Origin of the sequence: uncultured Desulfovibrio sp., from assembly GCF_949282365.1 — a bacterium.
Taxonomy (GTDB): Bacteria; Desulfobacterota; Desulfovibrionia; order Desulfovibrionales; family Desulfovibrionaceae; genus Desulfovibrio.
Window position 1 is genome coordinate 1 of the sequence record NZ_CASDOY010000015.1, and the last position, 12,769, is coordinate 12,769.

Annotated in this window: 11 protein-coding genes and 1 pseudogene; 6 read left to right on the forward strand and 6 right to left on the reverse strand. The window is 66.6% G+C overall.

Going from position 1 to position 12,769, the window contains the following annotated elements:
* From Q1X76_RS04955 to Q1X76_RS04980, 6 genes and pseudogenes are all read right to left on the reverse strand, one after another.
* Nucleotides 1-280, reverse strand: a pseudogene (locus Q1X76_RS04955) (hypothetical protein); the annotation flags it as partial.
* Between the two features lie 2 nt (nt 281-282).
* Nucleotides 283-972 (reverse strand): LexA family transcriptional regulator, encoded by a 690-nt coding sequence (locus Q1X76_RS04960; RefSeq protein WP_300718427.1) that lies wholly within the window; start codon nt 970-972, stop codon nt 283-285.
* 9 nt (nt 973-981) lie between these two features.
* A complete protein-coding gene (locus Q1X76_RS04965; RefSeq protein ID WP_300718428.1) occupies nt 982-1,830 on the reverse strand; it encodes a protease modulator HflC in 849 nt (282 codons plus the stop codon).
* Nucleotides 1,830-2,999 carry an FtsH protease activity modulator HflK gene (gene hflK / locus Q1X76_RS04970; RefSeq protein ID WP_300718429.1) on the reverse strand — a complete coding sequence of 390 codons (1,170 nt, stop codon included), beginning with the start codon at nt 2,997-2,999 and terminating at the stop codon, nt 1,830-1,832. The genes Q1X76_RS04965 and hflK overlap by 1 nt, the downstream gene beginning before the upstream one ends.
* 524 nt (nt 3,000-3,523) lie before the next feature.
* A complete protein-coding gene (locus Q1X76_RS04975) occupies nt 3,524-5,188 on the reverse strand; it encodes a ribonuclease J (protein WP_300718430.1) in 1,665 nt (554 codons plus the stop codon).
* Nucleotides 5,189-5,198: 10 nt separating this feature from the next.
* Entirely contained in the window at nt 5,199-6,668 is a 1,470-nt protein-coding gene (locus Q1X76_RS04980) for a TolC family protein (protein ID WP_300718431.1), read from the reverse strand.
* A gap of 698 nt (nt 6,669-7,366) precedes the next feature.
* On the opposite strand from Q1X76_RS04980, the gene Q1X76_RS04985 reads away from it, so the two are divergent.
* The 6 genes from Q1X76_RS04985 to pal all read left to right on the forward strand — a co-directional run bounded on the left by Q1X76_RS04985 (nt 7,367) and on the right by pal (nt 12,575).
* A complete protein-coding gene (locus tag Q1X76_RS04985) occupies nt 7,367-8,062 on the forward strand; it encodes a MotA/TolQ/ExbB proton channel family protein (RefSeq protein WP_300718432.1) in 696 nt (231 codons plus the stop codon).
* 1 nt (nt 8,063) lies between these two features.
* Nucleotides 8,064-8,519: a protein TolR gene (tolR, locus tag Q1X76_RS04990; protein ID WP_300718433.1), complete on the forward strand. Its 456-nt coding sequence runs from the start codon at nt 8,064-8,066 to the stop codon at nt 8,517-8,519.
* Nucleotides 8,520-8,525: 6 nt separating this feature from the next.
* The gene (tolA, locus tag Q1X76_RS04995; RefSeq protein ID WP_300718434.1) at nt 8,526-9,509 is read left to right on the forward strand and encodes a cell envelope integrity protein TolA; all 984 of its coding nucleotides are present in this window, start codon (nt 8,526-8,528) and stop codon (nt 9,507-9,509) included.
* A gap of 234 nt (nt 9,510-9,743) precedes the next feature.
* The gene (locus Q1X76_RS05000) at nt 9,744-10,568 is read left to right on the forward strand and encodes a TonB family protein (protein ID WP_300718435.1); all 825 of its coding nucleotides are present in this window, start codon (nt 9,744-9,746) and stop codon (nt 10,566-10,568) included.
* Between the two features lie 22 nt (nt 10,569-10,590).
* Nucleotides 10,591-11,904 carry a translocation protein TolB gene (locus Q1X76_RS05005; protein WP_300718436.1) on the forward strand — a complete coding sequence of 438 codons (1,314 nt, stop codon included), beginning with the start codon at nt 10,591-10,593 and terminating at the stop codon, nt 11,902-11,904.
* 203 nt (nt 11,905-12,107) lie between these two features.
* A complete protein-coding gene (gene pal, locus Q1X76_RS05010) occupies nt 12,108-12,575 on the forward strand; it encodes a peptidoglycan-associated lipoprotein Pal (protein WP_300718437.1) in 468 nt (155 codons plus the stop codon).
* Nucleotides 12,576-12,769 lie beyond the last annotated feature (194 nt).

Sequence of the window (12,769 nt, forward strand, 5' to 3'; positions counted from 1 at the left end):
CGGACGGGGACGGAGCAGCGGCCGGGATGGCGGCGTTTTGCGGCGCGGGCGCGGCAGGCGTCGCCGGAGCGGAGGCCGCGGGCGCGGGCCCGAGGGAGCGTTCTTCCAGCCCCGACGGCCTGTCCGCGGCGCTTGAGGGCGGTTGCAGGATGATGGTGCCGCTGGCCACCACGTCATCCGCCGCTTCCTTGCCGCCGCAGGCGGCCGGGAGCAGACAGCAGAGCAGGCAGAGCAGCGCCCGCAGCACGTGGCCGCAGCGGCCCGTGGTGATCGTATCCATGGCTAGACCTCCTGGAGCGTCCAGATCACGCGCCCCAGCAGGCGGCGCTGCAACAGGGCCGCGTCCAGGGGCGTCTCGGGATAGCCGGGAGCGCAGGAGCGCAGCACATAGCCCTGCTGCGGACCGTCCAGGAAGAGCTGGCGGATCACCAGCCCTTCCAGCGGGGCGAACAGGGCGTAGGTGCGGCCGGAGACCGGGGCCAGATCCCGGGTATCCACCCCGAGGAAGGCGCCTTCGCGCAGCATGGGCTCCATGGCCTGCCCGCGCAGGCGCAGCACGCACAGCGAGGGCGTCAGGAAAGCATGGGGCAGGGGGAGCCGCCCGCTCACGGACAGGGTGGGACGGGGGGCCTCGTCCGTATAGGCACAGGCCATGTCGTGCACCTCCACCACCGAGGAGCGGGCCAGATCCTCGCCGTAACAGGCCGCGTTTTGGGCCAGGGCCTGGGGGGCCTCCTGCGGGCAGTAACCTTTTTCGGTGCGCAGATAGAGCGGCCCCACGCCGTACTTGAGCCAGTCAGGATTGAGGCCGAAGCGTTCAAAGAGCTTCATGTACCAGTCGCCCGGTACGGAATCGCGGCGTTTGGCATCCGAGATGCTGGACTGACGGATATTGAGCAGCTCCGCCAGTTCCACCTGGGTGCGACAGTTGGCGGCCAGCTTGATGCGTTCGTAGATTTCCGTAAAGCCCATGACACCTCCCTACTTCTGCAGGTCCAGCAAGGGCGTCTGACTGCTCAGCACCATCTTGCTGTTCTCCTTGAAAGCCTTGCGCATGGCGTCCAGCCAGCGCTGGTAGGAGTAGAACTCAGGCGACTTGCCGTAGGCCGCGGCATAGACGGCGGCCGCCTGGGCATCGCCCTGGCCGTAGAGCACCTGGGCTTCGCGGTTGGCCTCGGCCAGGATGAGGGCCTTCTGGCGGTCGGCGTCGGAACGGATGCGCGTGGCCTCTTCCTGCCCTTCGGAGCGGTACTGCTTGGCCTGGCGCTCACGTTCGGCCCGCATGCGGTCGAAGATGGAACGCTGGTTCTCCGTGGGCAGGTCGGTGCGCTTGATGCGCACGTCCAGCACGTCCACGCCGTAGGGCTTCATGAGGTCCGAGACCTTTTCGGTCACGCGGGCCATGATGGTGGCGCGCTCCTTGGAGACCACCTCTGTCAGGGTATAGGCGCCCACCAGGGCGCGCAGCTGCGAATAGACCACGTCGTCCAGGCGGGCCTGCGCGCCGGGGATGGTGCGCATGGTGCGGTAGAACTGCAGGGGATCGCTGATGCGCCAGCGGGCGTAGTTGTCCAGGACGATGGTCTTCTTGTCCACGGTGAAGGCCTCGCGCGAGCTGGCCGCGTAGTCGAGGACGCGGGCGTCGAAGTAGACCACTTTCTGGATGAAGGGCAGCTTGAAGTGCAGGCCGGCACGATAGACCTCGGGCAAGGGATCGCCCAGCTGCAGCACCAGGGCCTGCTGCGTCTGATGCACGGTAAAGCAGCACTGGGTCACGAAGACGGCCAGCACCAGTACCAGCACACCGTAAAAAAGAGGATTCTTGGTCATTATTTCTTCTCCGAGGGCAGGACGCCGAATGCGGGCGTGCCCGGAAGCGGCATGTGCGGCAGCACCTTGCCGGAAACGCCGCTGTCCAGCAGGGTCTTGTCGCCGGAAGCGGCCAGGATCTCTTCCATGGCTTCGTAATACAGGCGCTGACGGGTCACGTCGGGGGCCTTTTCGTATTCCTGGCGCAGGGCGTCGAAGCGGCGGGATTCGCCTTCGGCCCGCTGCAGGCGCGCCACCCGGTAGGCCTCGGCCCGGTTGAGGATGGCCGCGGCCTCGCCCCGGGCCTGGGGCAGCAGGGCGTTGCGGTAGGCTTCGGCCTCGTTGATGATGCGGCTCTTGTCCTCGCGGGCGCTGGCCACGTCCTTGAAGGCGTCGCTCACTTCCTGCGGCGGATGCACGTCCTGCATCTGCACGGCCAGCACCTGGATGCCGGCCTCGTAACGGTCGAGGATCTGCTGCAGCAGGACGGTGGCGTCGCTCTGGATCTTCAGCTTGCCGTCGGTGATGGCCGAATCGATGAGGCTGTTGCCGATGACCTCGCGCATGGCGGCCTCGGCGGCGTTGCGCACCAGATTGGTGGGGTCGCTGATGTTGAACAGGTACTTCACCGCGTCGCTGATCTTGTACTGCACGCTGAACTGGACGTTGACGATGTTCTCGTCACCGGTGAGCATGGAGGCTTCCTTGGGCACGCTGCGCAGCTCGCCCTGGCGGAAGGTGGTGGCCTGCCCCGTGGAGCGGAAGCCCACTTCACAGCGCAGCACCTGGGTCACCTGCGGCTTGTAGACGCTCTCGATGGGGGCGGGCAGGGCGTAATGGGGGCCCGGGCCTTCGGTGCGGTCGTACTTGCCGAAGCGCAGGACCACGCCCTCCTCGTCGGGGTTGACGATGTAGATGCCGGACAAGAGCCACAGCACCACCAGGCCCAGTGCCAGCCAGAGCACCGTGCCGCCCGGCATCTTCATGCCGGAGAGTTTTTTCAGGGCATTGCGGCCGTCGAAACCGTTGCCGCCGTCACCACCGCCACCGCCGAAGGGCGAGCGACGGGCGCGACGGGGCTCGTCGTCCCGCGAATCGTTGTCGTCGTCATCGCCAAAAAGCGGCCGGGAGGGGCGCTGCCCCTGCTGACGCTGCCGTTTTTCCTGTAATTTGTCCCAATCCCAAGTCATATGAAGGTCATCCCTTTGTCTGCATGGGGTTAAAGAAAGCCCGCGGGAAGCGCGCCGCTGCGGCGACGGACCGGACCGTTCCCCGGCCCGGAGGGGCTCCCGCAGGATCGTGGCCGCCCGGCCCGGACACTGCCGGCGGACAGCATAAATTCCTGTCATAGTACGGCGCTCCTCCCCGTGGGTCAAGGCGGGCGCCGCCGCAGGGGAAGGGTCCGTACAAGAAATCTTAGTTATATAGTAAGAAATAAAGACGCCGTGTCAACACGGGGACGCGGGCCTGGCCTGCGCATGCGCCACGGTCGCGCGGGAACGTCTGCCGGACACGGCGCCCGTACAGGGCGCGGGCGCCCCGCCTGCCGTCCGGCGCGCGCCCTCCCGTGCGGATCTTCTTTTCCGCAAGCCGCGCCCCTGCCCGCCCGCAGGCCGCCGGAACGACCAAGCGCCGTGACGACGCACGGCCCTGCTGTTTTCGCACACCTCACGGCCCGCCCGAACCGGGACAGGGCCGCGTCATGACGGCGGGATCAAACTTCGCTGACGATGGGCACCACCACGGGATCGCGCTCCAGGACCCGGCGGAAGAAGCGCCGCAGCGAGGCCCGGATGCCTTCCTGCAAACGGGTCAGCTGACCGGGGCGCACGGCCTCGATCTCGTCCAGCACCAGACACTTGGCGTCCTCCAGCACATGGCTGTAATGCTGCTCGAAGACGAAGCCCTTGGAGAACATCTCCGGGCCGTGCAGCACGCTGCCGGTCTCGGCGTCCAGCACCAGGACCACGATGACCATGCCCTCGTCGCCCAGGATGCGGCGTTCGCGCAGCACGGCCGAGCCCACGTCGCCCACGCCCTTGCCGTCCACCAGGGTGCATTCCACGGGCACGGGCGCTTCCAGGCGGAAGCCGTCGTGCAGCAGGGTCAGGGGACAGCCGTCTTCCAGCAGGACCACGTTGTCGGGCCGGACGCCGCATTCGCGCGCCAGCTGGCCGTGCTTGAACAGGTGGCGGTATTCCCCGTGCACGGGCACGAAATATTCGGGCCGCACGGCCTCCAGCAGCTCGCGCAGCTCGTCACGGTGGGCATGGCCCGAAGCGTGGATGGCGCGCACGCTCTCATAGAGCACGGTGGCGCCCAGGCGGTACATTTCGTTGATGAGGCGGGACACGGCCTTGACGTTGCCCGGGATCATGCGCGAGCTCATGACCACGGTATCACCCTTGCGGATGCTGAGCTGGCGATGCCCGCCCAGCACCATGCGCGAGAGCGCCGACAGGGGCTCGCCCTGGGCGCCGGTCACCACCAGCACCAACTGCTCGTCGGGCAGGTCGGGCACGCCGTTGTGGGCGTTGAAGAAGCTGGGCGGCAGCTTGGCGATGCCCAGGTCGCGGGCCATCTCGATATTGTTGGCCAGGGACTTGCCGCTGATGACCACCGTGCGCCCGCGTTCGCGCGCCAGGTCGAAGACTTCCTGTATGCGCTGGATATGGCTGGAGAACAGCGTCACCACGATGCGGCCGGGGGCCTCGTCGAAGACCTTGCCCAGGGATTCCATGACCGCCCGCTCGGTGAGCGAGCGCCCGTCGCGCTCCACGTTGGTGGAGTCGGAGAAGAGCAGGCGCGCGCCCCCCGGCCCGGCGAAATCCCGGAACATGGCCAGGTCCGTGCCGCTGCCGGCCAGGGGCTGGGGATCGATCTTGAAATCACCGCTGTGGACCACCCGGCCCACGGGCGTCTCCACGCCCAGGCCGAAGCCTTCGGGGATGGAGTGGCAGACGGGGAAGAAATGGAAGGTCATGTCGCCCAGGGTCACGGCATCGCGCGGCTCCACCGGGCAGAGCTCCACCCAGTCCAGCAGTTCGTGCTCGCGCAGCTTGTGTTCCACCAGGGCCAGAGTGAAATAGGAACCGTAGATGCGCGTGCCGCGCAGCTGGGGCACCAGCCACGGCAGGGCCCCGATATGGTCCTCGTGGCCGTGGGTCAGGACGATGCCCAGCAGCTTGTCGCGCACGCCGCTCACGGCGCCGAAATGCGGGATGACCACATCCACGCCCAGATGGAAATCATCGGGGAACATCAGGCCGCAGTCCACCATGACCACGCCGGCCCGGGTCTCCCACAACTGGCAGTTGAGACCGATCTCCCCCAGGCCGCCCAGGGGGGTCACTGTCAGAAAATCTTCGATGTCACTCATACGGGACCGTTTACTTTCTTTTGCCGGCGGCGCCTTCCCGCAGCAGGTCGGGATGATATTCGCCCATGGCGACATAGATCTGGGAAAGGGCCGTCAGGTAGTCCGCCTTGGCGCCGGTCAGGGATGCCTGGGCCGTGGTGAGGTTGGCCGAGGCGTCCAGCACGTCGAAGTTGGTGCCCACATGTTCATGGTAACGGGCCAGGGCCACATTGTAGGCTTCCGTGGCCTGGGCCACGCTGTTGACGGCCACGGCGATGCGCTTGCGGGCCTCCTGCACGGCCAGGTACTTGGACTTGATGTCGTAGCCCACTTCCAGCTTGAGGTTCTCCTGCTCGTAGCGCATCTTGGTCACCTGCCAGCCGGCCTGCTTGTCGGCATAGTAGGTGGTGCCCCATTCAAAGACGTTCCAGGTGGCCTGGGCGCCCACCTCCCAGTTGGTGACGTGCGAGCCGTTCTCGCCGGAACGCTGCATGCCGGGCGTGTTGCCGCTCTGGGTGATGCTGTAATAGCCCTCGATTTGGGGATAATAGTCGCTCTGCACTTCCTTCTGGCTCTTCTGGGCGATCTCCACCGCCTTCTGGGCCACATAGAGGTCGGGACGCTGGCGGTAGGCCAGCTCCAGACACTGTTCCAGCGACTGGCGGAAGGGGACCTCCTTGAGCGTGCCCGTATAGGTATTGACGGCCGTGGCGTCGAAGCCCAGCAGGGTATTGAGCTTGGCCTGATAGGTGGCCTGGTTGTTCTCGGCCTCGATGAGCAGGCGCTCGGCCTCGCTCACGTCCACCTCGGCCTGCAGCACGTCCAGACGCGGGCTCAGGCCCACCTCGAAATAGGCCTGGGCGATGCGCAGCTGCTCGCGCAGGCGGGTCAGGCTGTCGCGCATGCTGCGCGTGTTCTCACAGGATTTCAGGTAGTCCAGGAAGGCCGTCTGCACCTGCTCGGTCATGGAGAGTTCGGCATAGCGCAGCGACGCCTTGTCGCTGTCGGCCTGCAGGGCGGCCTTCTGGTAGGCGGAGAGCAGACGGAAGCCCTGGAAGATGGGCTGCGTCACTTCCATGCCCCAGCTGTAGACGCCCAGCTTGGGGTTCCTGGTGCCCATGGTGGCGGAGGGATCGCGCTTGCTCTCGGTCTTGGTGGCCGTATAGCTCAGGCCCAGCCGCGGCCCGAAGGCCCCGCGCGCCGACTTGCGCCCTTCTTCGGAGGAGCGGCTTTCCGCCTCCTGCGCGCCCAGCCCGGGATTATAGCGCAGGGCGTGTTCCACGGCGTCGGCCATGCCGATGCGTTTGCCCGCCACGGGCCTGTCCGCCGTCTCCACGGAACGCTGGCCGCCGTAGACGGGCTTGCGGGCGATGCCGTCCTGCCGGTCGGCGGAGGCGGCGAAAGAGCCGGCCGGCAAGGCCAGCAGGACAAGGCACAGGACCGCCAGGATCCGGTACAGGGCACGGCGGCCGCGGAAGGGGGAAAGGCTTTGCGTCAACATGGCCCGCAGCATACACCCTCACCGTCAGGCTTGCAATGCGCTTTCTGCGGCAGCAGCGGCCCCGGCGCGGGATGCGGGCGGCCCCGTCCCGCCTGCGGGGACCGCACCCCAAAAGCGCACGCAGGATCGCCAAGCCCGGCCTGCGGGGACTGTCCCCCGGCAAAGCCCCACGACAGGATGCGGGCGGGACGCGCGGCTCCCTGCCATGAAGGCGGCACGGACGCGGGAGGGCGCTTTTGCCGCTCTCCGCCTGATGGCCTGATGGGGGCCGCGCAGGCGCAGGATGATGCAATGGACACGGGGGCGGGGCAAGTCCCGGCGATGGGCCGTGCGGACGCGAGGACCAGTCGTGCCCCACACCGCGATCCCCCTTCCCCTTACCGCGCGGGCGCGGCACGGCGTCCCGCCCGGCGGACGAGGCATTTTTCCCCGGGAAGATCGCGGGCTTCGGGCCGTCGCGGCCTCCCGGGCCGGGCCTGACGGACGCGGCCAGGCCCCGGCACAGAAAAAAGGCTTGAAAAAAGCCGCCGAACGTAGCATCCTCCGGGCGGTTCAAGACCGCGCCTCAGCCGTTGTCTTCCGGGCCCGCCCGGATGGCAGGGGCTCTTCGGCGTTTGCTCTTTTTACGGCGCGCACCGCGCGCAGGCGCGGCGGCTCCGTCCGCACAGGCACACTATTTCCATCTCCAGGAGTGATACATGGAGTTCAGTTTCTTCAATATGATCAGCCAGGCCAGCCTTGTGGCCAAGATCGTGCTGGGCATCCTGGTGCTCATGTCCGTGGGCAGCTGGGGCATGATGATCCAGAAAACCCTGGCCCTCAACGCGGCCTACCGCAAGGCCCGTCAGGGCACGGACCTGTTCGAGAAGGCCCCCAGCCTGCGCGAAGCCGTGCTTTCCCTGGGTTCCGACCGGGCCTCCCCGCTCTATTTCGTGGCCCACCAGGGCGTCATGGAGTTCAACCGCTCCAAGGAAGCCGGCAACAGCAGCGAGATCGTGGTGGACAACGTGCGCCGTTCCCTGCGCCAGGGCGTGGCCAGCGAGATGGCCCGCCTGGAACGCTCCCTCTCCCTGCTGGCCACCACCGCCAACACGGCCCCCTTCATCGGCCTGTTCGGCACGGTCTGGGGCATCATGCATTCCTTCCACTCCATCGGCCTGCTCAAGTCCGCCTCCCTGGCCACGGTGGCCCCCGGCATCTCCGAAGCCCTGGTGGCCACGGCCATCGGTCTGGGCGTGGCCGTGCCCGCCACCATCGGTTTCAACATCTTCATGGGCAAGCTCTCGCAGGTGGACACCCTGCTGGTGAACTTCGCCGGCGTGTTCCTCAACCGCGTGCAGCGCGAGCTCAATGCCCACCGCCCCGTGCAGCGCACGGGCAGCACGGAGATGTAAGATGGGCGCCAGCGTGGGCGGCAACAACCGCTTTGTCTCCGAGATCAACGTGACGCCCTTCGTGGACGTCATGCTGGTGCTGCTGATCATCTTCATGGTGGCCACCCCCATGATGAGCCAGGGCCTGGAAGTGGACCTGCCCCAAACGAAACAGGTGGAAGTGCTGCCGACCGAGACCGACAACATGATGCTCACCGTCCGTCATGACGGCAAGATCTTCCTGGACGAATACGAAGTGCAGACCCTGGACGATCTGGAAGGCTACCTGAAGACCCTGGTCAAGGAAAAGAACAAGACCCTGTTCCTGCGCGCCGACAAGGAAGTCCCCTACGGCACGGTGGTGGACGTCATGGGCCGCATCAAGGCCGTGGGCATCGAAAAGCTGGGCGTGGTTGCCGACTCCTCCGAGAGCCTTTCGCCCGCTGCCGCGGCGGCCGCCGCCAAAGGCGGGAAGTAGTCTGCGATGAACTGGGCCTCGTATCTCCTTTCCCTCTGCCTGCATCTGGCGGTCTTCCTGCTGATCATGTTCTGGCCCAGCTCGCCGCCGGTGAACCTGGAGACGCCGCCGGTCATGATCAGCCTGGTGGACGGCGCCCCGGGCGGCAACCGTACGCCTTCGAGCATCCTGGGCAAGATGGGCAAGCAAACGGACGGCCCCAAGGACGTTTCGCCCCCGGCCAAAAAGGCCGAGGTGGCCGCGCCCGAAAGGCCGGAAGTCAAGGCCGACCCCACCAGGGAAGCCCGTCCCGTGGAGGCCAAGCCCGAGCCCAAGGTCGAGCGCAAGCCGGAGCCCAAGCCCGAGGTCCGGCCCAAGCCCGAGCCCAGGGACGACGCCACGCCCGTGGCCGACAAAAAAGACAAGAAAAAGAAAGAAGACAAAAAACAGGACGACAAGAAGCCCGAAAAGAAGGACGACAAGAAGAAGCCCGAGAAAAAGGTCGAAAAGAGCGACAAGAAGACCGATAAAAAGGCCGACAAGCCGACCTCGGGCGATCCCGTGGCCGCGGCCATGAAGCAGGCCCGCCGCGAGGCCACCTCCCGTGCCGAATCCGGCGACAGGGGCAACAGCGTGGAACAGGCCCTGGCCCAGGCCCGCCGCAAGGCCGGCGGCGACGGCGGTGGCGGTGGCGGCGAAGGCGACGGTCCCGGTGGCGGCGGCATCAACGACGTCTACATGGGCCAGGTCATGCTTGCCGTGCGTCCCAACTGGAGCTTCACCTCGGCCACGCGCCTGAATCTGGTCTGCGTGGTCCGGGTCAAGGTCAACCTGCAGGGCGAGGTGGAAAAGGTCGACGTGACGCAGAGCTCCGGCAATGCGCAGTACGACTCCTCGGCGGCCAACGCCATCTGGCGCACCAGCCGGGCGGGGGCCTTCCCGCCGCCGCCTTCGGCGCAGTACACCGACCTGGACCTGGTCTTCACCCTCAACGAACTCATGGGCCGCTAACAGGCCCGCCAAGGCGGTCGTGCCCTGCGGCGCGGCCGCCTTGCCGTCCCACTGTCCTTTGCCTGGGAGGAAGGGCCCCGTGCGCCGCCGGTGACGGGAGCCGCCCTGCGGCGCCGGCGTCCCGGGGAGGTCCGCTCCCCAGGATCCCGCCGTCCTCCCACGGCGCTTCGTTCCGGGATGATGCTGTTGCCTGCACGCAGCATCGTGATGCACATCTGCCCTCGTGGAGGTCACATGAAACGAACCCCTCTCCGTCCGGCGGCCTTCATGGCCCTGCTGCCGGTCCTCCTGCTGTGTCTGTCGCCGCTGTCCGCCCGGGCCGCGGGCGCCGCGGCCGCGGACGTGGCCAATGCCTACGCCGGCGAAGCCATGGAAAAGATCCTGGGCAACTGGGCCGCCCCCGCTGATCGCGGCAAGGTGCGCATCGTGGTGCGCGTCGATGAGGAAGGCAAGGTCGAACGCTGCGGCTACCTCGAAAAATCCGCCAGCCAGGCCCTCAACGACTCCGTCTGCGCCGCGGTCATGAAGACCGGCAATCTGGGCAGGCCCCCCTACAGCATGGGCCAGGACGTCTACCTGACCTTCTGGCAGGGCAATATGGCCGACCTTTCCGGCATCAGCCGCCAGCAGAAGGCCGCCCGGGCCGCGGACAGGAAAGCCGCCGCCCCGGTGGAGGCCAAGGCCCCGGCATCCGCCGCGTCCGCCGGCGCCAGGGACGTGCCCGTGAAGCTGCACGGCAAGCCCGCCGTGCTCGCCAGCCCCCTGAAGGCCCAGGACGCCTACGGCCCCGAACATGCCGCCTATTTCCGCAAGCTGGTCACGGAGCTGCGCGAGGCCACCTACATCCCCGAGGATCTGCCCAGGGGCACCTATTACGCCACCGTGCGCCTGGAGCTGAACAGCGCCGGCAAGATCCTCGATCACAGCATCCTGCAGAGCAGCGGCAGCGAGCTGCTTGACAGATACGTCCGGCAGGGCATACGCCGGGCAGGAAAGGTCAGCCCCCCGCCCGCGGCTGTGGGCAGGTTTGTGAACGTCACCCTAACCCTGGTGCGCTAGACACCACAAGGATCCTTACGCCATGAAACGTCTTGCCATCCTTTTGGCCCTGGCCGTCGCGCTGTCCCTGGGCGGCACCGCCCAGGCCGCCATGCGCGTCGATATCTACGGCCCTGGCCAGAATATCGTGAACCTCGCCCTGGCCGCGCCCATCTCCGGCCCCCAGAAGCAGGCCACCGGCATGGGCGCCAAGCTGCAGAAACTGGTGGAAGAAAACCTCAGCTTCCTGCCCTTCATGCGCCTGACCCCCGCCTCCGCCGTGCTGGGCGGCACCCTGCTGCCCGGGTACGAGCCCCCGAACCTGGATTTCAAGCGCTTCCAGCTGGCCGGGTCGGACATCGTGGTCACCACCTACTGGCCCCAGGGCGACAGCGGCACCCGCCCCGTACAGATCCGCGCCTTTGAGACCAACACCGGCGGCCGCCTGTTCGGCAAGGAATACCCGCAGGTGCGCTCCAGTGACCTGCCCGAAGTGGCCGACCGTTTCTGCGCCGACCTGCTCGAAGTGCTGACCGGCAGCGGCGCCTTCTTCCGCTCCACCCTGGCCTTCGTCAAGAAGTCCGGCCGCCTGTCCGCCAATGTCTGGCTGGTCAAGCCCACGGGCCGCGACCTGCGCCAGATCACCAACATCAAGGGCGAAGCCATGTCCCCGGCCTGGTCCCCGGACGGCCGCTTCATCGTCTTCACCCATATCGACGAAAAGTCCCACTCCCTAGGCGTCTGGGACCGCAAGAAGGGCAGCGTGCAGCGCGTGCGCTTCCCCGGCAACGTGGTCATCGGCCCGGCCTTCACCCCGGACAACAAGGTGGCCGTGGCCCTTTCCAACGGCCGTTACCCGGTCATCTTCCTGCTGAACCACGGTTTCCAGAAGGAACGCATCCTCGAAGGCGGCAGCTCCATCAACGTCTCGCCCACCTTCGACAGCACCGGCACCAAGATGGCCTTCACCTCTTCGCGCCTGGGCGGCCCCCAGATCTTCCTCAAGGACCTGTCCAGCGGCAGCATCACCCGCGTGAGCAAGAACGGCGGCTACAATACCGAAGCCAACCTCTCGCCCGACGGCACCCTGGTCACCTACAGCCGCATGACCGAATACGGCCACCGCATCTTCGTGCAGGACATGGTCACCGGCCTGGAACGCCAGATCACCTTCGGCCCCGGCAGCGACGAACAGCCCTCGTTCTGCGGCGACAGCTACTTCATCGCCTTCGCGTCCAGCCGCGGCGGCGGTCGCGGCATCTACCTGACCACCCGTCACGGCGGCGACGCCAAGAAGGTGCCCACCGGCGGCGGCAGCGCCTCGTTCCCGCGCTGGGGCATGCCCAACGGCAAGTAGATCGCATGAAATCCGGCTCCCTGCCCGTTTTTTTGCCCAAAGCGGGCAGGTTTGTGGAAAAAATAGGGGAATCCCCCCTCTCCCGACTTGACAAAACTTTGTTCACATATACCATCCGTTCTGCGGCCGGACACCTTGTCCGCCGCTGTGTACAGAAAGGAAAGGTACCTTTTTGGAGTTAGAGCTGTTCAGGAGGACACACAATGAAACGCTACGCTCTTATCCTTGCTCTGGTTATGGCCCTCGCCGCCGGTTTCGGCTGCGCCAAGAAGACCCAGGACGCCACCGGCGATGTCGATGACATGAGCCCCGAAATGCGTGCTGCCATCCAGCAGATCACTGACGGTCGCGTGCTGTTTGCTTTCGACAAGTTCGACATCCAGCCCCAGTACAAAGACATGCTGACCGCCAAGGCCGAACTGATGAAGAAGTTCCCCAGCATCCGCGTGCGCATCGAAGGCAACTGCGACGAACGCGGTACCCAGGAATACAACCTGGCCCTGGGCGAACGCCGCGCCCGTGCCGCTTATGACTACATGGTCCGCCTGGGCGTGAATCCCGGCCAGCTGGAAATGATCAGCTACGGCAAGGAAAAGCCCGCTGTGCAGGGTTCCGGCGAAAGCGTGTGGGCCCAGAACCGTCGCGACGACTTCTGCGTCATCGCTCACTAAGTCGTCAGCCATACGGCTTTCAAGGGTCGCCCTCCGGGGCGGCCCTTTTTTTTCGCCCCGCCCCGGCCGGCCGCCCCTTGCGGCTGCGCACGGCTGAGGCTACACTGCTTGCGAAAACAGCGGCTGCCCCTGTTTTGCTTTTTTGCCTGTCCGGGCAACAGGCCACGCAAACACTGCCTGCCCGCTTCGCGCAG